The organism is Micromonospora sp. NPDC050187, from assembly GCF_044459745.1.
Taxonomy (GTDB): domain Bacteria; phylum Actinomycetota; class Actinomycetes; order Mycobacteriales; family Micromonosporaceae; genus Micromonospora.
Genome location: NZ_JBITJH010000016.1, coordinates 92462 through 114986 on the forward strand (window position 1 = coordinate 92462; position 22525 = coordinate 114986).

A 22525-nucleotide genomic window follows, 5' to 3' on the forward strand; every position below is an offset into this window, starting at 1 on the left:
CACCCGACGCCCGTCGGCGACCGGCGGGCGGTCGGACTCGGCCGACTCCGGCCGGTCGCCGGTCACGACACCGCTCGCGGCGGTGCCGGATCGGTCGGGGTCAGGTCGACCATGGCGATACGCAGTTCCGAGGTGTAGCGGTTGCCGTCGGCGTCGGTCAGCCAGAGCTGCTCCGGGTCCGGCAGCATCTCGCTGACGGTGATCAGCGCCTTGTCGTCCGGCTCGGCGGTGCGTAGCCGGCGCAGCGACCGGGCCAGCATCCGTACCGAGGTGGGGCTGTCGAAGTCCACGTGGAACGGCTTGTCCTCACCGGGCACCTTGACGAACACCCGCTGCGGCAGGCTCGTCGCGCGCCACCAGCGGCGGGCCGCCAGGAACAGCCCGGCCTCGTCCTTGACGGTGGCGAAGGCCAGATCCTGCGGATCGAACCGCCAGGTCTCCCGGGCGATCACCATCCGGTCCACGGTGATCCGGGGAGTGTGGGCCCGTTCGGGCAGGATCCGGAACCGGTCCAGCACGACGTCGGTGAGGATCTCCGAGAAGAGGTCGAGCACGTCGAAGCGGGCACTACCGTCGGGCAGCACCGCGACCACCCGGTCCGGCTCCACCTCGACCGTCAGGTCGACCGCCGGGAGGGTACGGGGCCGGGCCGCGTCCACCGTGTGGTGGGCGAGCACCACCACGTAGTCGTCCTCGCGGGTCAGCGCCGAGTGGGTGCGGACCGAGAGCCGACCCACGTTCTCCTTCGGCAGCGCCGGCAGCAGGCGGGGGGTCGGGAAGTCCTCGGTGAGGCAGTCGAAGAGCTGCTCGGCCGCCGGGTGCTGGGTGACGAAGCAGTGGTGCCGGCAGGAGTTCAGGCTGAGGTGCATCTCGCCGAGGACCAGGGTGAACTCGCCCCGGTTGAGCGCGGCCAGGTCCGGTGCCGCGATCATCACGTCCGGGCTGCAGTAGCGGGCCCCGCCCCAGCCCGACCGGGGTGCCGCGAACACCTCGGCGACCCGGTCGGCCAGGTCCGCGCCGGCGTATTCGACGGTGGTCCGGTCCCCCGAGTGGTCGAGCAGGGTGTCCCAGCGGCGCTGGAACTCCGCCTGCACCTGGTCGGCGACCCGCGCCGACTCCTGGTGCAGCCGGGCCATGCAGTCGAACCAGAAGGTGCTGAGGTCCAGCCGCCCGCCACCGCGCTCGATCGCGGTCGAGGCGATCCCGCGCAGCACCTCGGTGACCCCACGTCCGACCTGGTAGCTCAGCCACCGCGCGCTGGTCAGCAGCAGCTCGATGGGGCGCAGCGCGGCGAACACCTCGGCGCCGAGCACCAGGTCCACCGCGCGGCGGGCGTCGTGGTAGACGAGGGTGCGGCCCGCGTACGCCTTGCCCTCGTGCCGGGTGGCGGCGGTGCCGGTCTCCTCGACGAACCTCTGGTCCAGTTCGCGCAGTGCGGTGACCAGGCGACCCGGGGCCGCGTCGGCGGTCGCTGCCCGGACCGCGTCGCGGGCGGCGACCAGCCGGTCCAGCCGTTCGGACTGGGTCCGGGCCAGCTCCGGGTCGCCGATCCGCCGCAGGGCCCGTTCCAGGTAGCGCTCCGGCCACGGGGTGAGCGGCAGTTCCAGCTTCCAGCTCGCCAGCCGCCGGCGGCACAACCGGTTCAGGGTGTCGAACACCTCGGCGTCGTCCGGCCGGGCGGTCACCTCGGCGCGGACCACGGCGGCCACCTCCACCGCCGGGGTCACCCCGTCGCAGTGACGGAGGATCGACGCCTCCAGGTCGGTCAGCGGGATCGGCGGCCGACCGGGCAGCCGGGCGGTGTCGCCGTCGAGCCGCACGTACGGCATCCGGCGCGGGGCCAGCCAGGCCGGCATGCCCGGTTCGGCGGCGATCACCGTCGCCAGTCGGTCCATCGCCCAGGACTCGAAGAACACCTCGAAGCGGTCGACCAGGCCCGGCCCGGCGGTCAGGGTGGTGGCCGGTCGGTCGGGATCCAGCCGGGTCCAGCCCACCGGACCGAAGAACCCGATGGTGTCGTTCTTCAGGCAGTAGCGCTGCCAGTAGCCGGCCACCAGCTCCTCGTGCTGACGGTGGTTGCTGTGTCGCCGGTCGGTCCCGAGTCGGCGGCGCAGCAGCGGCTCGACCGCCGTCGCCAGCGCACGGTGGTTCTGCCAGCCGAGGGCGAGCCGGAACCGGTCGCCCCGGGCGACGTCCTGGAGCGCGGTCCCCACGCGGAGGATCTCCCGCTCGAACACCGCACGGTACGCCCGGTCCTGCTCACCGCCGGCCGGCGCGTCGAGCGCGGCGTCGGCCGCGCGCCCGATCTCGGGGGAGGCGAGTGCGGCCAGCCCGGCGGCGGGGAAACCCGGAGCCCGCAGGATCACCTGGTTCCAGGCAGCCCACTGGCCCGAGGGAAGGGTCACCCGCCGGCCCGGTTCGACGGCCCGCCGGGAGGCGGCGGTGGAACCGGGGATCATCGCCACGTCTGTCACTGGATCGTGTCTCATCGGGACAGCCCTTCCGGAGCGATGCGGATCGCCACAGGATGCGGAGGGAGGGGGACCTGTCGACCTGCGTGATCTTACCCGTCGATGGAGATCCGCCAAGGGGCTCCGCCCGGCCGGCGGAGACCGGACGGATGCGCCGACACGTCTTGTGAGCAGGGGGAACCGGAGTGTCATCCGCTGCTGTGTGCTGAGTGCTCGCTCAGTCGCCCGGGGGGGGCGGGTGGGGCTTCCGTGGTCCTCCGGCCGTCCGCCGTGGTCGCAACCGCCCGGTGGACCGCAGGCGGTCCCGTATGTCGGTAGGGTCGGCGTGCATCGAGGAGGATCCCGGGAAGCCCATCCGCCCGTGACTACCTCCTCCACCACCCTCCCGTGCCGCGGATCCAGGCGGGCACCCATCCGGAGAACATCGCCGAGCAGAAGGCGGGCTTCCACCTGGCTCCCGGGTGACCTGCGGCGCACCCGGACACGGTCCGGCCCCGTACGTCCTGGACGGGACCGGACCGGGTGCCGGTTCAGGCCGCGCGGAGCGCGTTGCGGCGCATCCAGCCGATCCCGTCGCTGGCGCAGCTGCACGACACGGAGACGTACCACTCCAACTCGCTGGTGTTGTAGTGCTCCATGCAGTAACCACCGCCGACCCGGTCGCCGGAGTTCTTCACCTTCAGCGCCGGGTCCATCCGGGTCGGCAGCTCGTACACACCCGCCGACGGCCAGGTCACCACCCACTCGCAGGTGGCGGCGACGATCGGGGCCCCGCCCGGCTGCCCGCTGGTCGTGTCGCCCGGAGCAGCGCTGGCCGGCGTGGCGAGGGCCAGCAGGCCGGTGAGCGCCGAGGCGATCCCGATCGCGGCGAGGTGCTTACGCATCTGTCGTCCTTCCGTCGTTGATGACATCCGTTCCAGTCAATACCAAAAGAGGGAATTGCGGGGCGCGAGATTGTCATGACTTTGGTGCGGGTGGGTCGGGGGTGCCCCTTCCCGGTCCGCGTCGGTGCGCACGCGGCCCCGGCCGGCGGCCGGCGCTGCCGCCGTCTCTCCGGGTGGAGCGTGGACCGGGCTGGCGACCGGCGCAGGTTTTTGTACACTCGCCTAAGTTCGGTCGGGGCGTGGTGCCTGCGCCGACGATCGTGGCGAGGGGGAGCGGGTGCGCGTACGGGTGGACTGGACGGTGCCGGTCGGCAGGCCCGACCCGGTCCACGGGACGGGGGCACGCCGGGAGGAGCGGCTCCTGGCCACCGGGGCGGGACTGGTGGCGGTGGCCCTCGTCCTGGCCGTCGGCCCCACTGGGCAGACCTGGACGGCCTGGCAGTACGCGCTCGCCGCCCTGGTCACCTTCGACCTGGCCGGAGGCGTCGTGGCCAACGGGCTCAACTCCGCCAAGCGGGACCACCATGCCGCCGACTCGCCCCTGGAAGCCTCGCGCCTCGGCCGTCTGGTCCGGCGTCCCGTCCACTTCGCTGCGGTCCACGTGCAGCCGGTCGCCGTCGGCCTGCTCTTCCCCGGCGCGTCCTGGTGGTGGGGGCCGCTGTGGTACCTGGCCGTCCTGACGTCCGTCGTCGCCGTCCGGGGTGCCGCCCTGCACCTGCAACGCCCGGTCGCCCTCGGTTGCTGCGTCGTCGCCACGGTCGTCGCCTGCGGTTTGCCGGCCCCGGACGGCTTCGCGTGGCTGCCGGTCGTGATGTTCCTCAAGCTCACGTTGGCGCACGCCGTCCGGGAGGAACCGTACCGTCCGGTCACCGGCCCGTCGGGTGGGTGATCCGGCTGGGCAACGGTCACCCCTGTCTGCCGCCGGCGAGGAGGACGCCGAGCACGGACCGGAGGCCGGTCGGCCCGTCGACGGGATGGCCGGCCGGGTCGGCCAGGGCATGCAACGCCACGCCGTCGAGGAGCGCGATCAGGAGCGAGGCCCGGGCCTCGGCCTGTGCCGGTGTCCACTCCGGGTGGACCCGGATCAGATACGCGGCAAGCGTCCGTCTCGTCGCTCCGAGAGAGTCCCGGACGACGGTCGCGACCTCCGGGTAGTAGGCGGTACCCACCATGATCTGCACCAGTGCCCGGACCCGGCGGTCGCCGGGTCCGGGGTCCGCCAGTTCCCGCGACCAGACGTCGACGAGGTCCCCGGGTGCCGGGTCGGCGTGCAGCGCCGCACCGAACGTGGCGAGCACCTCCGCGCTCACCCGTACGGCCACGTCCCGCCGGAGGCCGCTGAGACTGCCGAAGTAGTAGTGCAGGAGACCGGCGTTGGCGCCCGCGCGGTCGGCGACGCGCCGGTGGGTCACCCCCGGCCAGCCGTCGTCGACGAGGCACTCGACCGCGGCGGAGACGATCTGTTCGCGCCGCCGGTCGCCCTTCGTCGCACCGCCCCGCCGTGCCGGGTCGGTCTGCGTCGGGCCGGTGGGCGTCGGGTCGGTCCGCGCCGAGCCGGCCTGCGTGGGGCCGGGTCCGGCCGGCGTGACGGCGTCGGTGGCCGCCGGGCTCCGGGCCTCCCGGTCGGCGGGCTCGCTGGCGGAGGGTCGCATAGGACCCCGATTCAAGCACCCCGCCGAGGGGCGTGGCCCGCACCGGGGTCGGGCCACGCGGTGCGTCCGCCGGTCAGACCGTGCCGACGAACTGGCTGACGTGGTACGCCGTGCTGCGACCGTCGGGGGTCCGGGTCCACTTGGAGACCAGCAGGTGCAGGTCGTTGGCCTTGCGGCTGGACCAGGGGTGGATGAAGCCGCCGTACAGTCCCGGCTCCTGCCAGCTGGTGACCTGGATCTTCTCTGCCGTCCAGGCGCGGTCCGGACCGGTGGCGGTGCGGGTGACGATGCAGCCCGTCGCGCAGTTGAGGTACGACATGACCCAGGTCCCGTCGGCCAGCCGCCGTACCGACGGTTCACCGAACCGGCCGTTGAGGATCGGGGTGCACGGTCGGCCCCAGCCCCAGTTCGAGCCGTTCCAGCCCCACCCCTCGTACGACTCGGGGTAGAAGAGCCGGTCCCAGCGGACCCGGCGCAGCATCATCGGGCCGTCCTGCCGTCCCGACCGTACCGAGAAGACGTAGACCCAGTCGCCGTCGCGCTGCATGGTCCACATCTGGAACGGGTCCTTGTTGTCCGGGGTGTTGAACCACTTCAACGACGTACGGATGAAGTCGTTGCCGTTGTCGGAGTAGGCGATCCCCGCGTAGCGCGACTTCCAGTGCGGCCCGGCGGGACCGGCGGAGTTCCAGTTCTCGATGCTCATGTACGAGATGAGTTGCCGACCGGTCTCCGGGAAGCTGATGCCGTCGTTGGGGATGACGGTGACCTCCCACAGGCCGTCGATGCCGATGCCGTTGTGGCCGTTGTGCATCACCTCCGGGGCCCGGCCGTTGCCGGCCACCCGCGCCGCGCTGTCGAAGACCACCCCGCCCGGCGCGCCCGGGTGGACGGCGGAGCGCAGCATGACCGGCGAGCGCCAGTCGTTCGGCAGCGGCGGACCTTCCGGCCACGGGGTGTCGAAGGTGTCGCCGAGGAGGTAGCCGATCGAGCCGTTCTCCAGCACGTACGGGATCCCCAGGTCGGTGCCGGCCACCCGCCAGCGGCTGTTGGTGTCCAGGTCCGCGCCGGTCAGTCGCTTCTTCCAGGCGGCGGCCTGGGCCGTCCCGGGCAGCGTCAGGGCGGACCCGGCGACCCCGGCCGCACCCACCGCGGCGATCCGGCCGAGCAGTGATCGGCGCTTCATCCCCATGACTCGTCCTTCCCGACCGCCACCGTCTCGTCGACCGACGGTCTTCCGGGTGCCGGAGCGTGGTCTCGCCCGCCGCGTGCCCGTGAGAACGCCGACTGCGGACGAGTGTCGAACCAGAATGTGACAAGTGTCAATGCGGCGCGCGGATTCCAGCGCGCCGCTGCTTCTGGTGGCAGCCCTTGCCGCGGGTGCTATGTCGGCACCACGGCAGGGCGCCGACGGGTCATCCCGCGCTCGGGTAGCGGCAGGCGGAGGCCGCCGCCTCGCTCTGCCGACCCGGGTCGAGCGTCACCGGCGTCGCCTGCGATCCGGTCAGCCGCAGTGCCCGGACCAGTCCGGTCGGGCTGTCTCCGCCCAGGCAGGCGGCCGCGACCAGGACGACCGGCTCACCGGTCCGGGCCGTGGTCCGCCCGTCGAGACGGGCGCTCGCCCCGGCGGCTGGATCCCGTACGTCGACCAGGCCGACCTGACGCCAGGCGGACGCTCCCTCGGGGGAGAAGGTGAAGCCGGCGACGTCCAGGCCGGTGCCGGTGACGCGCAGCGTGAGGACGCCGGAGCGGTCGGCCGCGACGACGGTGAAGTCCAGGGCGCTCGGGGTCGGCCGACCGTCGGGACACCCCGCCGCGCGCAGTCCCCGGGGTGGGTTGCCGTGGATGACCGCGGAGGAGACGACCCCGCCACCGGCCACCGTGAACCAGCGTACGTCGGGCGTGCCGCCGGTGTTGTCGTAGACCTTCTCGCCCACGCAGAAGCCGGTGAAGCCGACCGTGCAGTCGGTCGGGATGGTGGTCAGCACCGGCGCGTCCCGCCTGGCGCCACCACGGACGTGCGCGCCGCTGCCGTACGTCGTCCCGGTGAAGGCGACGTCGGCCGGCACACGGGGACAGGAGGACGCGCCGGTGGACGGTGACGTCGTCGGGGCGTCGTCGCGCCGGATCACCCCGACCACCGTGGCGACCACGACGGCGACCACGACGGCGACGGCGACGGCGACGGCTGCGACGGCGACGGTTGCCGGTCCGCTCGACCGCCACCGGCGCGGGTGGGGTCGCTCGGGTGCCGGGCCGCCGGCCGGACCGACCGGCTCCGGTGCCGGGGAGTGGTCGTCGTGCCCCGGGTCGGTGTGCTGCCGACCGGTCGTGTCCACGTGCCCGGTGCCCCGACCGGTCGTGTCCACGTGCCCGGTGCCCCGACCGGTCGTGTCCACGTGCCCGGTGCCCGTCGCGTCCACCGCCTCGTGCCAGCGTCGCCGCCACCCGTCGGGGTTTCCGCCGCACGCGCCGACGTAGGCCAGAAGTACCTCCAGGGTGGGCAGCCGGGTGCCGCCGGCCGCCTCGGAGAGGGTCGTCGCGCTGTAGCCGGCGGTGCGGGCGAGCGCCCGGTAGGTGGGGTTGCCCGCTTCGGCGCGAAGCTTGCGCAGGTCGTACGCGAGGGCCTGCACGGGGCCGGCGGCCGGATCGACGGGTCGCTCCTGACGGGCCACGTACTCCTCCCAGGGTCGTGGACATGTCAGCTCATGGTTACCGACGGTGCCCGTCCGGATCCAGGCCGCTGTCGGATTCCGGTTCGTCCCGACCCCTGTCCGGAATTGATTGACCAGGCCCCGGAGTCGTTCCGGTCAATCCGGCCGGCCACTAGCAATGGATGCGGGACGACCGGTCGGCCGTCCCGCATCCCGACGAGAGGAGAGAGTTGTGCGGACCCGAAGGATCACTCTGGCCGGTGCGACGATCGGTGCCCTGGGGCTGCTCGGTGCGCTCGGCGTGCCCGCTGTCGCTGCCGCTCCGGCCCGCAACTGCGCGGTCAACCTGGACACCGGGGCGACGACCTGCGCCGGTAGTGAGGTGGAGGCGCTGCGGGAGATCGGTGCCCAGGCCAGCCTGGTGATCGCCCGCACGTACGACGGGGCCAACTACACCGGCACGGTGCTGGCCTGGGTGCAGTCCCGGAAGTGCACCCCCTCGTACGACGCCGAGTGGCAGTGGGGCGACCTGCGAAGCACCGCGGCGGGCGACCTGAACAACCGGATCAGCTCGGTGCGCACCTACAACCAGTGCGACGTGAAGCTCTACGACGGGCTCAACTTCACCGGTGCCGCGTCCACCTGGATCGACGCCTCGGCCAACCTGGCCAACATCGGCAACGGCTGGAGCAACCGGGCGAGTTCCATCAAGTTCTCCTGACCGCCGGTCGGTCCGGGCCTCCTCCCTCGGCGAGGGGCGAGCGGAGGGGGCCCGCCGACACGTCACCGCTCCGGGGCGCGTCGACCGGGGCGCAACCGGGCCATGTGGGAGCGCCACATAGTTATGTGTATCGATGTCTGGTAGGAATCTTGCAAGCCGGCTTGTTCACTCGCAGAATTTCACCCCCTCGCGAACGGGAGAGCCATGACCCCCACCCGACCCGGTCTGCGTCGTCGCCTGCTCACCCTGCTGGTCGCCACCGTCGCCGCCGTGACCACCGCCCTCGGCCTGGCCAGCCCGGCCTTCGCCATCAGCCACTCCAGCGCGACCTCCCAGCTGCGGTCCGCCGGGATCTCCTGGACCTCAAGCGGCGGATGCAGCGACCGGAACAACCCGACCTGCACCTCCTTTGACGGCATCCGTCAGGCGACCATCGACGGGATCATCACCTTCAAGCGGGCCAGCGGCTGCGCCATCACCATCACCGCCGGCACCGAGACCGGCCACGCCGGCGGCACCTACAGCCACTGGAACGGCTACAAGGTCGACATCGGCCTGACCACGTGCGTCCAGAACTACATCTCGGCGCACTACACCTACCTCGGGTACATCTCCGGCTTCGGCTACCAGTACCGGGCGCCCTCCGGGAACCTCTACACCAAGGAGGGCAACCACTGGGACATCCTGTACTACACCTGCGGCTGCTGATCCGCCGTACGCCGGCCGGCACCGGTCACCGGTGCCGGCCCGGTCGTGTCCCGCGCCCCCGCCCCGCCCGGTCACCCGGCCCGGCGGGCCGGACCGTGTCGGTCACCCCGCGCCGAAGCAGACGAACGCGGCGGCGGTGGCGTGCGCCGCCCCCTCGCCGGTCCCGAACGCCCGCTGGGCCTCAGCCAGTGCCACCGCCGGGCCGGCACCGGCCCGCATCCGCCGGTGCAGGTCCAGCATCAGCGCGGTGGTGAGATCGGCGGGCACCGGCAGGACGGTCGCCACGAGGCTGCGGGTGCCGAGCGCCAGCAGCACCGCGGTGAAGCCCATCACCTCGTCACCCGGCCGGACGGCGGCCCGGCCGGAGTCGCACGCCGAGAGCACCACGCACCCGGGCGGGCTGGTCAGCCGCTCCAACTCGTAGGCGGTCAACGGTCCGTCGGCCAGTTCGAGGGTCGAGAAGAGCGGATTGTCCGCCCGGAACCGGCCGTGTGCGGCGATGTGCGCCAGCCCGGCCCCGTTCAGCGCGCCGGTGACCGCGTCGGCGGTGGCGGCGGCTCCGGCCAGTGGGCGGGAACCGGGCAACACCGCGCCGAGCTGGCGTACCTCGTCCTCGGCGGCGGGCAGCCGGGGCCCGGCCACCAGCACCGGCGGCCCGGCCGGTCCGATCCGGCCGGCGGCCCGCAACCAGGCCGTCGCCGAGGGCGCCACGGTCACCGCGCGCCCCGCGCAGGTCGGCAACCCCGACCACGGTACGGCGTGCAGCGCGCCGATCGGCACGATCACCAGTGGACGGTCGCCGAGCCGGCGGCGTACCGGGTCGAAGAGCTGCCGGTCCAGCGCGGCGGCGGTGTGTGCCACCCCGGTCCGGGCGTCCGCACCGTCGCCGGTGGTGACCAGCCGACGCAGCCCGAAGCGGTGCAGCCGGGCCACCCGTACCGCCTCGGCGACCGGCCCCAGGTCGTGCAGGGTCGCCCGGCCGTCCCGGACCAGCACCGCGCGCAGCCGGTCCCCGTGTGCCACCAGCTCCAGCAGGACGGCGTCCCCGAGCGCCGGGGCGAGCGCCCGTACGCCGGGCGGCCGGAGCAGTTCGCCCCCACCGTCCACGCCCCGGGCCAGTTCCCGGATGCGCTGCTCCAACCGGGCCTGGCTGCGCCGCAGCGCCTGCACCGGATGGCCGGTGAGCAGGGCGTCCTCCAGCGCGGCGCTGACCATCCGCAGCTCGGTCAGCGCGGTGGCCAGGTCCGGGTCCTGGGGCGGGAGGACCGGCCGCATCCGCAACGCGTTGGCCCGCCAGCGTTCCGCCCAGGCCAGCACCCGGGTCGGGGCACCCCGCCGGACGGCGATGTCCAACCCCTCGGCGGCCAGCTCGTGCCCGTACGCCCCGCTGTGCGCGCGCAGTTCCGTCGCGCCGAGCGACGCACGGTGCCCGTCCAGCACCGCCAGTCCCCGGCGCAGCGCCCGGGCCGCCCCGGACTCGTCGCCGTCCAGCCGGTGCCGCAGGGCCAGCGCGTACCAGCCCTGGGCCCGGCGCGGCGCGGTGCCCCGGCGGCGCGAGTCGGCGGCCGTCGTCAGCAACCCGGCCGCCCGACCGGTACGCCCGAGTGCGGTGGCGAGCCGGGCGGCCTCGATCCGGGTGGTCAACGCCGGCCCGGGCCAGCCGGTCCCGTCGAGCTGGTCGGCGGTCCGCACCATCGCGGCGAGCAGGGCCGGCGACCGGACGCCCTGGGCGTACCCGGCCCGCAGCTCGACGTGTCGGGCAAAGGTGGCCCAGGTACGACGACCCTGCCGGCGGAACCGGCTACGGGCCGCCGCGGCGGCCCCGGTGGCGGTCCCGAGATCCCCGGCGAGCAGCGCCGCACGGGCCCGGGCCAGCAGCGCCTCGGCCAGGTCCGAGGCCATCCCCCGGCGGCGCAGCTCGGTCACGGCGGTGGTGGCCACCTCGACCGCCTCGTCGATCAGCGGTACGGACAGCAGCAGTTCGAACCGGTCCAGCAGCAGCGCCGGGCGGGGTACCGCGAGACGCCGGTACTCGGCGTCGACCGCCGCGAAACAGCGCAGCGCGCCGGCCACGTCGCCGCGCTGCCCGGTGGCGATGCCGCTGTTCCACCGGGCGTCGGCGGCGGCCAGGTCCAACCCGAGCCGGCTGAACGCGGCGGCGGCGCGGTGCAGGTCGTCGTCGGGGCCCCGACCGGAGCCCCGGTGGGCGTTGAGCAGTCCCCGGTTGTTGCGGGCCCGGGCCTCCAGCAGCAGGTCGCCCTCCCGCTGGGCGATCTCCACTGCCACGGCGTAGTCCCGTACCGCCTCGTCGAAGCGGCCCCGGTAGTGCAGCACGACGCCCCGCTGCATCCGCGCCCGTCCGGCGTCGGCTCCGGTGAGCAGGGGGAGGGCGAGGGTCACCGCGCGCAGGGCGGCGGTGGTCCGCCCGGCGTTGGCCAGCACGTACCCGAGGCTCATCCGGGCCAGCGCGCGGAGTCGGGGGTCGTCGGCGACCCGGACCGCGCGGCGCAGGTGGCGCAGGGCGCCGGGCAGGTCGTTGAGTTCCCGCAGGGCCAGACCGATGGCACGTTCGGCGGTGGAGCGCTCACCGGCGTCCGCCGGGCCGGCGAGTACCCGCCGGGCGGTCGCGATCGCCTCGTGCGGGTAACGCTGGACCGCGTCCAGGGCGGCCTGTGCCACGACGGCACCGGAAACGGTGCGGTCGGCCATGCCGAGAAGAATCCCCGAACGACGCCGTCCGGTCAACGACACCGACCGGACGACTCGTGATCAACAATTGACACAGAGCAATACTTTGAAATAATCGTGCTGCTCGGAGAGCGCTTCCGTGGCCGCGCCGACCGTCCTTGGCCACGCCTCTTCCACCCGCCTGGGAGGTCCGGTGACGCCCGACCACCGAATCGTGCCGTGTCCGCCCGGTCGGGTCTCCCGCCGGCGGTTGGTGGGGTGGAGCATGCTGGCCGCCGCGGCGGTGCCGCTCGGCGCGCTCGGTCGGCCCGGCCCGGCCGGGGCCGCGGACACCCTCGACCAGGTCTACCAGCGGGCGTTCCTGGAGGCCGTGACCGCCGATCCGACCGTCCGCCGGCACACCGCCCTGGGTCGTGAGTTCCTCTACCGTCCCCGCCAGCTGCTGGCCGCCCCGCAGGACCTCGCACGGGTGCTGGGCCGGCTACGCGGCTGGGGCCACCAGGTGACCGAGGTGACCGGTTTCGGCGGGGTGCGTCGACTGCTGTTCCAGCAGGAGACCGACATCCCCGGCGTGGTGACCAAGCTGCGCGACCCCCGACAGTGGCCGGGACAGCCGATCCCGCTGGTGCAGCCGCACCACGTCCTGCTCGGCTTCGGCAACATCATGGGCAATCCCGGCGGACCGCCCCGGGTCGGCGCCGCCCTGCCGGCCCCCGATCCGGCCCGGATCGGTGAGGGCGCCGGAGTGACCGTGGGGGTCTGCGACACGGGCATCTGGCGCCGGGCCGGCACCGTCCACCCGCAGTGGCTCGGCGGCAGCTACCTCCCGGAGACCGACGACGAGGACCCGCTCTACCTCGGCGGCACCCAGCTCGCCCTCCAGGGGGGCCACGGCACCTTCGTCGCCGGGGTGGTCCGGCAGGCCGCCCCGGGTGTCCGGCTCGACCCGGAGGCCGCGCTCGCCCCGACCGGGATCGGAGACGAGGAGAGCCTGGTCGCCGCGATCCGCCGGCTCCGTCCGGAGGTAGCGGTCGTCAACCTGTCCCTGGGCTACTTCACCCAGGACGACCAGCCACCCCTGCCGGTGGCGAACACCCTCGCCGGGCTGCCCGCCACGGTGGCCGTGGTCGCCGCCGCGGGCAACGCCGGCACCAGCCGGAAGTCCTGGCCGGCGGCGTTGGACGGAGTGGTGGCCGTGGCGGCGGCGAGCGCGGGGCCGACCGGCCCGGTGCCGGCCGGCTACAGCGGTCGCGGCACCTGGGTGGACGCTTCCGCCCGGGGCGACCGGAGCAGCACCTACGTCGACGGCGAACTGTACCTGCCCGGTCAGCCGGCCCTGGTGTTCCACGGCTTCGCCTCTTGGGTCGGCACCTCCTTCGCCACCGCGCACGTCTCCGGACGGATCGCTGCCCTGATGACGGCCACCGGCCTGGACGCGGCGGACGCCGCGACGCTCCTCGTCGCCGGCCCGACCTGGCAGCCCGGCTACGGCGTGCTGGTCGGATGAGTCCGTCCGCCGACACCGGGCGCAGCACGCCCGCCCTGGTCTCCGCCGCCACCGACGGGGACGAGTCGGCCTGGGCGGAGCTGGTCCGCCGGTACACGCCCCTGGTGGCGACGGTGATCCGCAGCCACGGACTGGACCGGGCCGACTCCGCCGACGTGAACCAGACCGTCTGGTTGCGCCTGGTGGAGCAGCTGGGCCGGCTGCGTGACTCGCACGCGTTGCCGGCCTGGTTGGTCACCACCACCCGGCGGGAGTGCCACCGGCTGCTGCGTCTCGGCCGGCGCACCCAACCCTTCGACCCGTACGACGACTCGGTCGACGGGCACGTCGGGGTCTTCCTGCTGGTCGATTCGGCCGCTCCCGACGAGGACCTGCTGCGGGCCGAGCGTCGACAGGCGCTGCGGGACGCGTTCGCGCAGCTCTCGCCGCGCTGTCGGGAGCTGCTCGGGCTGCTCGCCGGCGATCCGCCGGCCAGCTACCGGGAGGTCGGGGAACGGCTCGGCATGCCGGTGGGCAGCGTCGGGCCGACACAGGCCCGTTGTCTGGCGAGGCTGCGGGACTCCCCGGCACTCGCCCCGTACGTCCGACTGTCCCCGGGCGGGGCGGAGGGGACCGGAGGTGAACGCAGTGGAGCAATGGCCGCCCGCCGGTGACGACGCGCTGCTGGTCGAGCTGGGTGCCGCCCTGCGCGATCCGGGGCCGGTCTCCGAGGAGTTCCTGGACGCCGCGCTGGCGGCCTTCAGCTGGCGCACGGTCGACGCCGAGCTGGCGCTGGCCGAGCTGACCTTCGACTCGGCCTGCGACCGGGAGCCGGCCGGTCTGACCCGCTCCGCCGGTGCGGAACGGACGCTGACGTTCCGCAGCGGGACGGTGGTCTTCGAGCTGGAGGTGACCGCCACCGGCATCGTCGGGCAGCTCTCCCCGGCCCGCCCCGGCCGGGTCAGCGCCCGGACCGCGAACGGTCAGTACGAGGACGCACCGGTGGACGCGGTCGGCTTCTTCTCGATGGGGGTGCCGCCGTCCGGCCCGGTGCAGTTCCGCGCCAGCACCACCGGGTACGCCGTCCGCACGTCCTGGGTCGCCCTGCGCTGATCCGTCCCGGGCCACCCCGTGCCGTTCACCCGGGACAGGGTGGCGACCCGACGCAGGGCCGTGCGCGGAGCCGGCCGACCGGTCCCCGGACACGCCGGAGCGGAGGTCGCGGATCCCGGCCGCGACCTCCGCTCCGCCCCCTCGCCCCCAGGTCAGCGCCGGGGTGCGCCCACCTTCACGTTGTAGTGGACACCACCCCGGTCGGTGTACTGGGCTCCGGTGCTGTCCGGGCCGAACTGGGTCACCCGCACGGCCATCGGCTGCTTCGTGACCGTGGCGGCGGTGAAGTTCAGCGAGAACTTCAGCTTCTCCTTGGCCTGGAGGGTCAGGTTGTCCAGCCGGGCCGTCGCCGGGTCGGTGATCTCGATCTGGTAGCGGCCGAGATCACGGACAGCCTTGCCCACCTTGCCGCCCTCGACCCAGCGCTGGTAGAGCGTCGGCCCCAGGTTGGCGACGAGCCGACCGCCCGCCGCGCGCAGCGGTGCGCCGACCTCGGTGAACACCAGGCTGTTCCGGTTCGCCCGGTCCAGCGGGTTGCCCATGGTGTACGGCATCACCGTGGCCGACCCACCGGCCTCCACCTCCACCGTGTCGACGTTCCGCCAGGCGATGTTGTTGTTGTACTGGGTGTTGACGCTGGTCTCGGGACCCTCGAAGGTCATCGGGTCGTTCGGCGAGACCCAGCGGGCCAGCAGGCAGAAGTGCCCGGGGCCGGGGACGTTGTCCCAGGGGATGACCACCTTGGTCGTGCCGCTGTAGACCGGGACCGTCATCCAGCCGATCTCGTTCCAGTCGTCCTCCCAGGCCGTGCCGGCACCGGGGTCGGTCCAGTAGACGTGGATCTGGCCCTCCTCCATGGCACCGGTGCCGTACGGACCGGGGTTGCGGAGGTTGACGTGGACGTAGTTCCGCGCGCCCACGATGGGAGAGTGGCCGGGCCAGGGGCAGTCGACGGCGGTGTTGCAGACCTTGATGTCCGGGCTCATCCAGATGGTGGGATTTCCGTGCGGCTGGAGGCCGGTGTCCGCGTCGAAGTCCTTCATCCAGACATCGACCGGGGTGGCCTGCGTGCCGGCCCTCTCACGGCTGTCGGCGGGGCCGTCCAGGGGTGCCGCCGTGGCCGAGGTGACCGAGAGCAGCAACGCCGTCGCGGCTCCGGTGACCAGGGTGAGGACGGATCGACGGACGCGTGGCGTCAGACGTGTGGTCACGGGTTTCCTCCCGGTGGTGGGATCCCGGGGCCGGCGGGGGCCGGTCCGGGCGGACACCCTTACCGAGTCGGATCGACGAAGAAAAATACCTGCGGAGTCCTGGCGTGTTGTCAGATGGTGAAATCTCGTCACCGGCACCGCGCCGGTGTCGCCTGTCCGCGCGACCAGGACCCGCTAGTCGTCGTCGCCGGTCTCGGCCACCGGTTGGCCGTCGACGCAGCGTACGGTCAGTTCGTGCTCGCCGGACGGCCCGACGAAGCTGACCTCGACGTCGTCGTCCGGGCCCCGGTCCGCCTCACCGACCCGGTAGTTCTGCGCGGGCGCCCAGGAGACCAGCCGTACCCCGTCCGGGCCGCACTCGGCCACCGCGCTGCCGCCGGTGGTCGCGAACACCCGCCGTACCGCCGTGGGGGTGGTGCTGGGCGGAGGCGTGGCGGAGATGGACGGCGCCGGTCCGGGGGCGGACGGTGCGACCGAGGGCGTCGGGCCGGGCACGGTCGGCTCCGGCGCGGCCAGCGCCCGCTGGACCTCCTCCTGGCTGCGTACACCGCCGGGGGTGCCGGCGATGCTCTCCCCGACCAGGCGGATCGCGGCCACCCCGACCAGGGTGACCAGCACGGCGGTGACCAACCACCCGGCGACGGCGAGGAACGGACGGCGCATGCCCCGACTATCCCCGATCGCGGGTTGGGGCGAGCACCGGACGACGATAAGGGAGGGTTAACGACCGGGCTGTCGCCGTTCCGGGCGGCTAGCCTGCCTGGTGTGCCCCGCCTGCTGCTCATCGAGGACGATCTGACCATCCGGACCCCGTTGGTCCGGGCATTGCGGGACCGGGGCCACGCGGTGGCAGCCGCGTCGACCGCGATGGACGGGCTGCGGGACGCCCTCGACAACCGGCCGGATCTGGTCGTGCTCGACCTCGGACTGCCCGACCTCGACGGTCGGGAGCTGTTGCGGATGCTGCGGGCAGTCAGCCCGGTGCCGGTGATCGTGGCCACCGCGCGGGACGACGAGACCGAGATCGTCCGGGTCCTGGACGCGGGTGCGGACGACTACGTGGTGAAGCCGTTCACCGCCGCCCAGCTCGACGCGCGGGTCCGGGCGGTGCTGCGGCGTGCCGCCTCGGTCGCCGGGTCGGACGATCCGACGCTGGTCGTGGGCGGGTTGCGGGTCGACCCCCGCTCCCGGCAGGTGACCCTGGACGGTGAGCCGGTCGAGCTGACCCCGCGCGAGTTCGACCTGTTGCACCATCTGGCCGCCCGCCCCGGCGAGGTAATCACCAAGCGCGAGCTGTTGACCGAGGTGTGGCAGATCCCGTACGGCGGCGCGGACAAGACCGTCGACGTGCACCTGTCGTGGCTGCGCCGCAAGCTGGGGGAGAACGCCCAGCAACCCCGCTACCTGCACACCGTCCGAGGGGTGGGGGTACGCCTGGCCGCTCCGGAGGAGGTCGGGTGAGGGCGCGCCTGGCCCTGCTGGCCGCCGCGGTCAGCGTGCTCACCCTGGTCGCCTTCCTGGTGCCGCTCGCGCTGCTGGTCCGTACCGTCGCCGAGGACCGGGCCACCGTGCGGGCCACCGCCGACGCGCAGAGCCTGGTGCCGGTGGTGGGCACCGCCGACCCGGCGACGATCCGGTTGACCGTCGAGCAACTCGCCGTCGACTCCGACCGGCCGGTCAGTGTCTTCCTGCCCGACGGCACCGTGCTCGGCACCCCGGCACCGCGTACCCCGGCGGTGGAGCTGGCGGCGCGCGGCCAGAGCCTCACCGCGGAGTCGGCGGACGGACGCGAGGTGGTGATCGCGGTGCAGGGCCGGCCGGACGGCACCGGCGTGATCCGGACGGTGGTGCCGGGCGCGGAGCTGACCGCCGGGGTGGGCCGCGCCTGGTTGGTGCTCGCCCTGCTCGGCGTGCTGCTGGTGGTGATCGGGCTGGTGGTGGCCGACCGGCTGGCCCGCACCCTGGTCCGGCCGATCAGCGAACTCTCCGCGGTGTCGCACCGGCTCGCCAACGCCGAGCTGGACGCCCGGGTGACCCCCGCAGGTCCGACCGAACTGCGCGAGGTGGCCGGGGCCCTCAACCACCTGGCCGGCCGGATCCAGGAGCTGCTGTCCCAGGAACGCGAACAGGTGGCCGACCTGTCGCACCGGCTGCGCACCCCGCTGACCGCGTTGCGGCTGGAGGCCGAGTCGCTGGGCGACCCGCAGGACGCGGCCCGGATCACCGCTGCGGTGGACGGGTTGGAACGGGCCGTGACCGGCCTGATCCGTCAGGCCCGCAGACAGCGGCCGGTGGCCGGGCCGGTGGGGTGCGACGCGGCGGCCGTGGTTGCCGACCGGGTGGAGTTCTGGTCGGTGCTGGCCGAGGACACCGGGCGGGCGGTCCACCGGGAACTGGCGTCCGGGCCGTTGCCGGTCGCGGTGCCCGCCGACGACCTGGCGGCGGCGGTTGACGCGCTGCTCGGCAACGTCTTCGCGCACACCCCGGACGGCACGCCGTTCACCGTGCGGCTCACCGGTACGGGCGCGGCGCGCGGAGCCCCGGCCGGGTCGCGTGGGGAGGTGTTGCTCAGCGTGGCCGACGAGGGGCCGGGAATGCCGCCGGACACGGTCCGTCGGGGTGCCAGCACGGCCGGGTCGACCGGTCTCGGGCTGGACATCGCCCGCCGGGCGGCGGAGGTCGGCGGTGGACGGCTGGAGTTGCGGACCGGCCCGGCCGGTGGTGCCGAGGTGGTGCTCCGGCTCGCCCCGGTGGCGGCTCCGAGCGGTCCCTGAGCACCCGTTCGGGTGAGCCGGAACAGGTCTTAACCCGGCCTTAGCATCGGTACAGCGCGCCGCTATCCCGTTCCGGCCGATCCTCTTAGGCAGAACCCGAGGAAAGGTGCGTCGAGATGAAGCGCAAGTCCCTGATCATGGCGTCGGTCGGTGGTGCGGCGGTGCTGGCGGTGAGCGGAGCGGCGATCGGTACCGCCGCCGCCGCAGAGCAGCAGACCGGTCGTACCGCCCTGACCGCCGCGACCACCGCCCCCACGGCGCCGACCACCGCCCCGACGGCGCCGACCACCCCGGACGGTGGCACCGTCGCCCCCACGGCGCCATCGGCGACCAGCGTCCCCAGCTCGCCGTCCGGCACCACGTCCCCGTCGACCGGCGACGCGGTGGACCGGAAGCGCGCCGAGGAGATCGCGCTGGCCAAGGTTGGCGGCGGCCGGGTCGTCGAGGTCGAGGCCGAGAAGGAGCGCGGCCGCAAGGTGTGGAGCGTGGAGATCGTCAACGGCTCGACCGAGCACGAGGTCGACGTGGACCGGGCCGACGGCAGCGTGGTCAAGACCGAGCAGGAGCCGGTCGACGACGACGATGACGACCGCGACGACGATGACGACGACCGCGATGACGACGATGACGACGACCGGGACGACGACTGACCAGGCCCGACTGACCAGGCCGGCCAGCCCGGGGCCGACGGCGCTGCCCCTTCGTCGGACCTCTGCCGCCTTCTCCGCACGAGCGGCAACGGCCCCGCTTCCCGCAACGGGAGCGGGGCCGATGCGTGTCCGTGGTGCTGCGGCGGGCCGGAGCGGGTCAGGGCCGGTGGGTCAGCCCTGCAGGAGCCGGTTGGTCCCGTCGAGCAGGGCGTCCGGGTCCTCCTCGTAGAGGTCGTGGTACGGCCACTCGATCTCGGTGAGCCCCACCGGGCCGGGGGCGACCACCAGCCAGCCGCGCTTCCACTCGCCTCCGCTCTCGGTCGCCCGCCGCTGCGAGGTGAAGATCTGCACCCGTAGCCCGTTCTCGGTCAGCCCGAGCCAGTTGGCGAGCCGCTCGCGGAAAAGGTCGCCGGGGTAGTCGTTCATGGCGAGGTTGACCTCGACGACACCACCGGACTCCAGCTTCCGGGGCACGTTGCGGAAGAACGTCTCCAGGATCGGCTCACCGGCCTCGAGCAGGTCGACGAACTCGTTGCCCTCCTCGTTCGTCGGCGAGTTGAAGACGATCCGGGAGAAGCGTCCCTCGGCCGGCTCGAACATGTCGCCCTCGCGGAAGGTGACGTTCGTCAGGCCGTTGAGGGCGGCGTTGAGACGGGACAGCGCCACCGCGCGTGGGTTGACGTCCACCCCGAGGACCGACTCGTAACGGTCGGCGAGGACCAGCGAGAGCACCCCGGAGCCGCAGCCCATGTCGAGGGCACGCGCACCGCCGCGCCGGAGCATCAGCCGGATCAGCAGGTCCGCCTCCCAGAGCGGGTCGACGTACCAGCGGTGCTGCACCTCCTCCTCGACGTCCGGGTCGCTGAGCACCACGACGCCGTGCAGTTGGTGGCCGCGCAGCGGCGAGGAGAAGGTCGTCCCGTCGTCGACGGCCATGCCGCTGTCGAGCAGCGCCCGCCGGCAGTCCGCGCCAACCTCCCTGGTCAGCTCGTCCGGGTCGACCCGAGTGCCGGAGAGCAGGTCGGCGAGCGGGGTCGGCTCGGCGGAGCCGACCACTTTCCGCATGGCGTCGCCGAGCTGTCGAAGTGCCGCCGCGTCGACGCGCTCCGGCTGGATGGTCGATCCTCCGACGATCATGCGCTACTCCCGAGAGTCGGTTCCAGGCCGGGGATCAGGACGGACGCCGGCCAGAAGACCTCCTGGCGCAACGGCCCCTCCCAGGCCATGAAGTGGGGGTGGTCCACGGAGAGACCGGCCAGTTGCGAGGCGTGACAGCGAAGCATAGCGATCTTCAACCGCATCGTGGAGTCGTCCAGACGGGTGATCCGGGGGCTGGTGACGTCCACGAGGTGGGCCAGGGCGGCGAGCTGCGGTTCCCACTGGTCGGCCGGGGGCCGCTCCCGGTCGGGGGCGTCCCAACCCGAGCCGAAGGCGTACGGGCAGTCGGCGTAGAAGGTCAGCTGGCAGCCGGTCCCGGCCGCCGCGGTCAGCACCGCGTCCCGGGTGCCGACGTGGTCCGGGTGGTCGCCGATGCCGACCGGGGCCCAGACCCGTACGCCGGGCCGGAACAGAGGGGCCAGCGCCGCCGTCACCGTCTCGGACGGGAAGTCGACCCGGTACGGCGAGTCCGGCACGGGAAGGTGTGTCACCCGGTTGCCGGCGAGGGCGGCGGCGGCGCGGTCCTCTGCGGCGCGCCCCACGGCGGCGGCGGGGCCCGACTCGAAACCGCACAGGCGGTCCCACTCGTCGTCACCTTCGGTCGGTGTTCCGCCGCAGACGGTGACCAGGAGTACGGATCGCCCCGCGCGCAGCACCGACGCGACCGAAAGGGCCCCGTCGTCGAAATGCGGCGAAACGACGATGTCCGTTATCGCCGAGTGATCCGGGTCAGGCATTCGGCGCCCTTTCGAGCGATTGTGGCGGAAGCAAGACGGGATCTGTTTCAGATAATTGCGGTGGACAGTTTCGCCGAGAAGTGTCGGGATGCCCCGACGGAGTTCGATCTTATGTATGCGTCGATAGGGTGTCAAGTATTCCATTGGTGACATTGGGTAGTCGGAATGGTGTCGTTCGGCTGTGGAGTCGATTCCGCGTCCGTACCGTCCGGTTCCGATTACCCGCCGTGGCGCGGCCCGGGTGCCGGGAAATGACCGGGCGGCCCGGAAAACTCCCGTGTGGTCCGCGGGCCGTCGGTCGGCGGCGGGTGGCTCCTATACAGTTGGCGGCGACGACACGGGGGGCGACGGGTGGCAGAGGCGGACGGAACGCGACGGTCGGATGCTGCCGACGGCGGCACCCTCTACCTGGTGCCCACTCCGATCGGCCACCCCGGCGACATCACCCTGCGGGCGATCGAGGTCCTCGGCCGGGTCGGCGTCATCGCCTCGGAGGACACCCGGCACACCCGCCGCCTGCTCCAGTCCCTGGAGATCGACACCCGCCTGCTGAGCTACCACGACCACAACGAGGAGTCGCGCAGCCAGCAGTTGCTCGGGCTGCTCCGGGAGGGCACGGACGTCGCTCTCGTCTCCGACGCGGGCACGCCGCTGGTCAACGACCCGGGCTACCGGTTGGTCGTGGCGGCCGTCGAGGCCGACGTGCCGGTCCGCCCGCTGCCCGGCGCGACCGCGTCGGTGACCGCGCTGATCGGCTCCGGGCTGCCGAACCACCAGTTCCACTACGTCGGGTTCTTGCCTCGGAAGGAGGCGGCGCGGCGGACCGCCCTGACCGCGCTCCGGTCGACCGTGGCAACCCTGGTCTTCTTCGAGGCGCCGCACCGGATCGTCGCGATGCTCGAGGACGTCCGCGCGGTGCTCGGCGACCGTCCGGCGGCACTGGCCCGCAACCTGACCAAGGACGACGAGGAGTTCCTCCGTGGTCCACTCTCCGAACTGGTCGCCCGACTCGACGCGGAAGCGGTGGTCCGGGGGCAGTTCACCGTGGTCGTCGCCGGTGCCGGTGAGGAGCCTGCGGACGAGGACCAGGCGCTGGCCCACCGGCTCACCGAGACGCTGGTGCGCCACGGGGCCGACTCCCGGCTCGTCCGCGAGGTGGTCCGGGAGGTGACCGGGCTGCCCCGGAACTGGGTGTACGAGCAGGTGCGCCTGGCGGTGCAGCAGCGGGACACGGGCACTGCGGAGCAGTCTGCCGGGACCGGCCGTTCCGGAGCCCGGAGCGGCGGATAGCAACTCCCGGACGGGACTGCGGTAACGTATTGATTGCGAGCTGTCACCATCCGTCATTTTGGGCTGCGGAAATGTCGGAGGCGCCGGGAATAGGGGAAGTGTCCGACGCGTCCGCGTGCCCCGACCGGGCAGATCGCCAATTCCGGACCGACCGGTCGGCCGTAGTCGCCCATGTGGACGGTCTGCGATCCCGCTGGTAAAATCGCAGCCAGGTGTTGCCTCGAATGTTAGGTGGCGATGCGATAGACCGGCAGCGATGCGGACCGGCCAGCGGCAAGCGAGCTGGCCGTTGACGTGCACGCGGCCGGGGTCGGCCACGCCAATCGCA

The 22525-nt window shown here is 73.3% G+C and carries 20 protein-coding genes; 10 read left to right on the forward strand and 10 right to left on the reverse strand.

Annotation, left to right across the window (positions count from 1 at the left end; all coding sequences use genetic code 11):
* Positions 1 to 62: 62 nt before the first annotated feature.
* Complete coding sequence (locus ACIBJE_RS23025) at positions 63 to 2459, reverse strand: lantibiotic dehydratase (protein ID WP_396751575.1); 2397 nt, start codon at positions 2457 to 2459, stop codon at positions 63 to 65.
* A 542-nt stretch (positions 2460 to 3001) separates the two neighbouring features.
* Complete coding sequence (locus tag ACIBJE_RS23030) at positions 3002 to 3355, reverse strand: hypothetical protein (protein WP_396751462.1); 354 nt, start codon at positions 3353 to 3355, stop codon at positions 3002 to 3004.
* A gap of 277 nt (positions 3356 to 3632) precedes the next feature.
* On the opposite strand from ACIBJE_RS23030, the gene ACIBJE_RS23035 reads away from it, so the two are divergent.
* The gene (locus ACIBJE_RS23035; protein WP_396751464.1) at positions 3633 to 4244 is read left to right on the forward strand and encodes a hypothetical protein; all 612 of its coding nucleotides are present in this window, start codon (positions 3633 to 3635) and stop codon (positions 4242 to 4244) included.
* Positions 4245 to 4260: 16 nt separating this feature from the next.
* Here ACIBJE_RS23035 and ACIBJE_RS23040 read toward each other — a convergent pair whose 3' ends face one another.
* From ACIBJE_RS23040 to ACIBJE_RS23050, 3 genes are all read right to left on the reverse strand, one after another.
* Complete coding sequence (locus ACIBJE_RS23040; RefSeq protein WP_396751466.1) at positions 4261 to 5007, reverse strand: TetR/AcrR family transcriptional regulator; 747 nt, start codon at positions 5005 to 5007, stop codon at positions 4261 to 4263.
* A gap of 73 nt (positions 5008 to 5080) precedes the next feature.
* On the reverse strand, positions 5081 to 6199 hold the full coding sequence (locus ACIBJE_RS23045; RefSeq protein WP_396751468.1) for a DUF4185 domain-containing protein: 1119 nt from the start codon (positions 6197 to 6199) through the stop codon (positions 5081 to 5083).
* 223 nt (positions 6200 to 6422) lie between these two features.
* Positions 6423 to 7682, reverse strand: a complete 1260-nt coding sequence (locus tag ACIBJE_RS23050; RefSeq protein ID WP_396751470.1) for a helix-turn-helix domain-containing protein — start codon at positions 7680 to 7682, stop codon at positions 6423 to 6425.
* 211 nt (positions 7683 to 7893) lie between these two features.
* Here ACIBJE_RS23050 and ACIBJE_RS23055 point away from each other — a divergent pair, with 211 nt between their 5' ends.
* Positions 7894 to 8382, forward strand: coding sequence for a peptidase inhibitor family I36 protein (locus ACIBJE_RS23055; RefSeq protein ID WP_396751472.1), 489 nt, complete (start codon positions 7894 to 7896; stop codon positions 8380 to 8382).
* 204 nt (positions 8383 to 8586) lie between these two features.
* Positions 8587 to 9090, forward strand: coding sequence for a hypothetical protein (locus ACIBJE_RS23060; RefSeq protein ID WP_396751474.1), 504 nt, complete (start codon positions 8587 to 8589; stop codon positions 9088 to 9090).
* A 102-nt stretch (positions 9091 to 9192) separates the two neighbouring features.
* Here ACIBJE_RS23060 and ACIBJE_RS23065 read toward each other — a convergent pair whose 3' ends face one another.
* Positions 9193 to 11799 carry a CHAT domain-containing protein gene (locus ACIBJE_RS23065; RefSeq protein ID WP_396751476.1) on the reverse strand — a complete coding sequence of 869 codons (2607 nt, stop codon included), beginning with the start codon at positions 11797 to 11799 and terminating at the stop codon, positions 9193 to 9195.
* Positions 11800 to 12043: 244 nt separating this feature from the next.
* Here ACIBJE_RS23065 and ACIBJE_RS23070 point away from each other — a divergent pair, with 244 nt between their 5' ends.
* The 3 genes from ACIBJE_RS23070 to ACIBJE_RS23080 are packed head-to-tail and all read left to right on the forward strand — an operon-like array spanning position 12044 to position 14377.
* A complete protein-coding gene (locus ACIBJE_RS23070) occupies positions 12044 to 13285 on the forward strand; it encodes a S8/S53 family peptidase (RefSeq protein WP_396751478.1) in 1242 nt (413 codons plus the stop codon).
* Positions 13282 to 13938 carry an RNA polymerase sigma factor gene (locus tag ACIBJE_RS23075; protein ID WP_396751480.1) on the forward strand — a complete coding sequence of 219 codons (657 nt, stop codon included), beginning with the start codon at positions 13282 to 13284 and terminating at the stop codon, positions 13936 to 13938. Before ACIBJE_RS23070 ends, ACIBJE_RS23075 begins: the two co-directional genes overlap by 4 nt.
* On the forward strand, positions 13913 to 14377 hold the full coding sequence (locus tag ACIBJE_RS23080; RefSeq protein ID WP_396751482.1) for a hypothetical protein: 465 nt from the start codon (positions 13913 to 13915) through the stop codon (positions 14375 to 14377). Before ACIBJE_RS23075 ends, ACIBJE_RS23080 begins: the two co-directional genes overlap by 26 nt.
* 152 nt (positions 14378 to 14529) lie before the next feature.
* Here the strand turns inward: ACIBJE_RS23080 and ACIBJE_RS23085 are convergent, their stop codons facing one another.
* Entirely contained in the window at positions 14530 to 15588 is a 1059-nt protein-coding gene (locus tag ACIBJE_RS23085) for a hypothetical protein (RefSeq protein WP_396751484.1), read from the reverse strand.
* A 174-nt stretch (positions 15589 to 15762) separates the two neighbouring features.
* A complete protein-coding gene (locus ACIBJE_RS23090) occupies positions 15763 to 16251 on the reverse strand; it encodes a septum formation initiator (RefSeq protein WP_396751486.1) in 489 nt (162 codons plus the stop codon).
* 102 nt (positions 16252 to 16353) lie between these two features.
* Between ACIBJE_RS23090 and ACIBJE_RS23095 the strand changes: the two genes are divergently transcribed.
* The 3 genes from ACIBJE_RS23095 (at position 16354) to ACIBJE_RS23105 (ending at position 19012) form a co-directional block, all read left to right on the forward strand.
* A complete protein-coding gene (locus ACIBJE_RS23095) occupies positions 16354 to 17049 on the forward strand; it encodes a response regulator transcription factor (RefSeq protein WP_396751488.1) in 696 nt (231 codons plus the stop codon).
* Positions 17046 to 18362: a sensor histidine kinase gene (locus ACIBJE_RS23100; RefSeq protein ID WP_396751490.1), complete on the forward strand. Its 1317-nt coding sequence runs from the start codon at positions 17046 to 17048 to the stop codon at positions 18360 to 18362. Before ACIBJE_RS23095 ends, ACIBJE_RS23100 begins: the two co-directional genes overlap by 4 nt.
* A gap of 116 nt (positions 18363 to 18478) precedes the next feature.
* On the forward strand, positions 18479 to 19012 hold the full coding sequence (locus ACIBJE_RS23105; RefSeq protein ID WP_396751491.1) for a PepSY domain-containing protein: 534 nt from the start codon (positions 18479 to 18481) through the stop codon (positions 19010 to 19012).
* A 171-nt stretch (positions 19013 to 19183) separates the two neighbouring features.
* Here the strand turns inward: ACIBJE_RS23105 and ACIBJE_RS23110 are convergent, their stop codons facing one another.
* Positions 19184 to 20149 (reverse strand): methyltransferase, encoded by a 966-nt coding sequence (locus ACIBJE_RS23110; RefSeq protein ID WP_396751493.1) that lies wholly within the window; start codon positions 20147 to 20149, stop codon positions 19184 to 19186.
* Positions 20146 to 20907 carry a PIG-L deacetylase family protein gene (locus ACIBJE_RS23115; RefSeq protein ID WP_396751495.1) on the reverse strand — a complete coding sequence of 254 codons (762 nt, stop codon included), beginning with the start codon at positions 20905 to 20907 and terminating at the stop codon, positions 20146 to 20148. Before ACIBJE_RS23115 ends, ACIBJE_RS23110 begins: the two co-directional genes overlap by 4 nt.
* 351 nt (positions 20908 to 21258) lie before the next feature.
* Between ACIBJE_RS23115 and rsmI the strand changes: the two genes are divergently transcribed.
* Entirely contained in the window at positions 21259 to 22197 is a 939-nt protein-coding gene (gene rsmI / locus ACIBJE_RS23120; RefSeq protein ID WP_396751497.1) for a 16S rRNA (cytidine(1402)-2'-O)-methyltransferase, read from the forward strand.
* Positions 22198 to 22525: the final 328 nt, after the last annotated feature.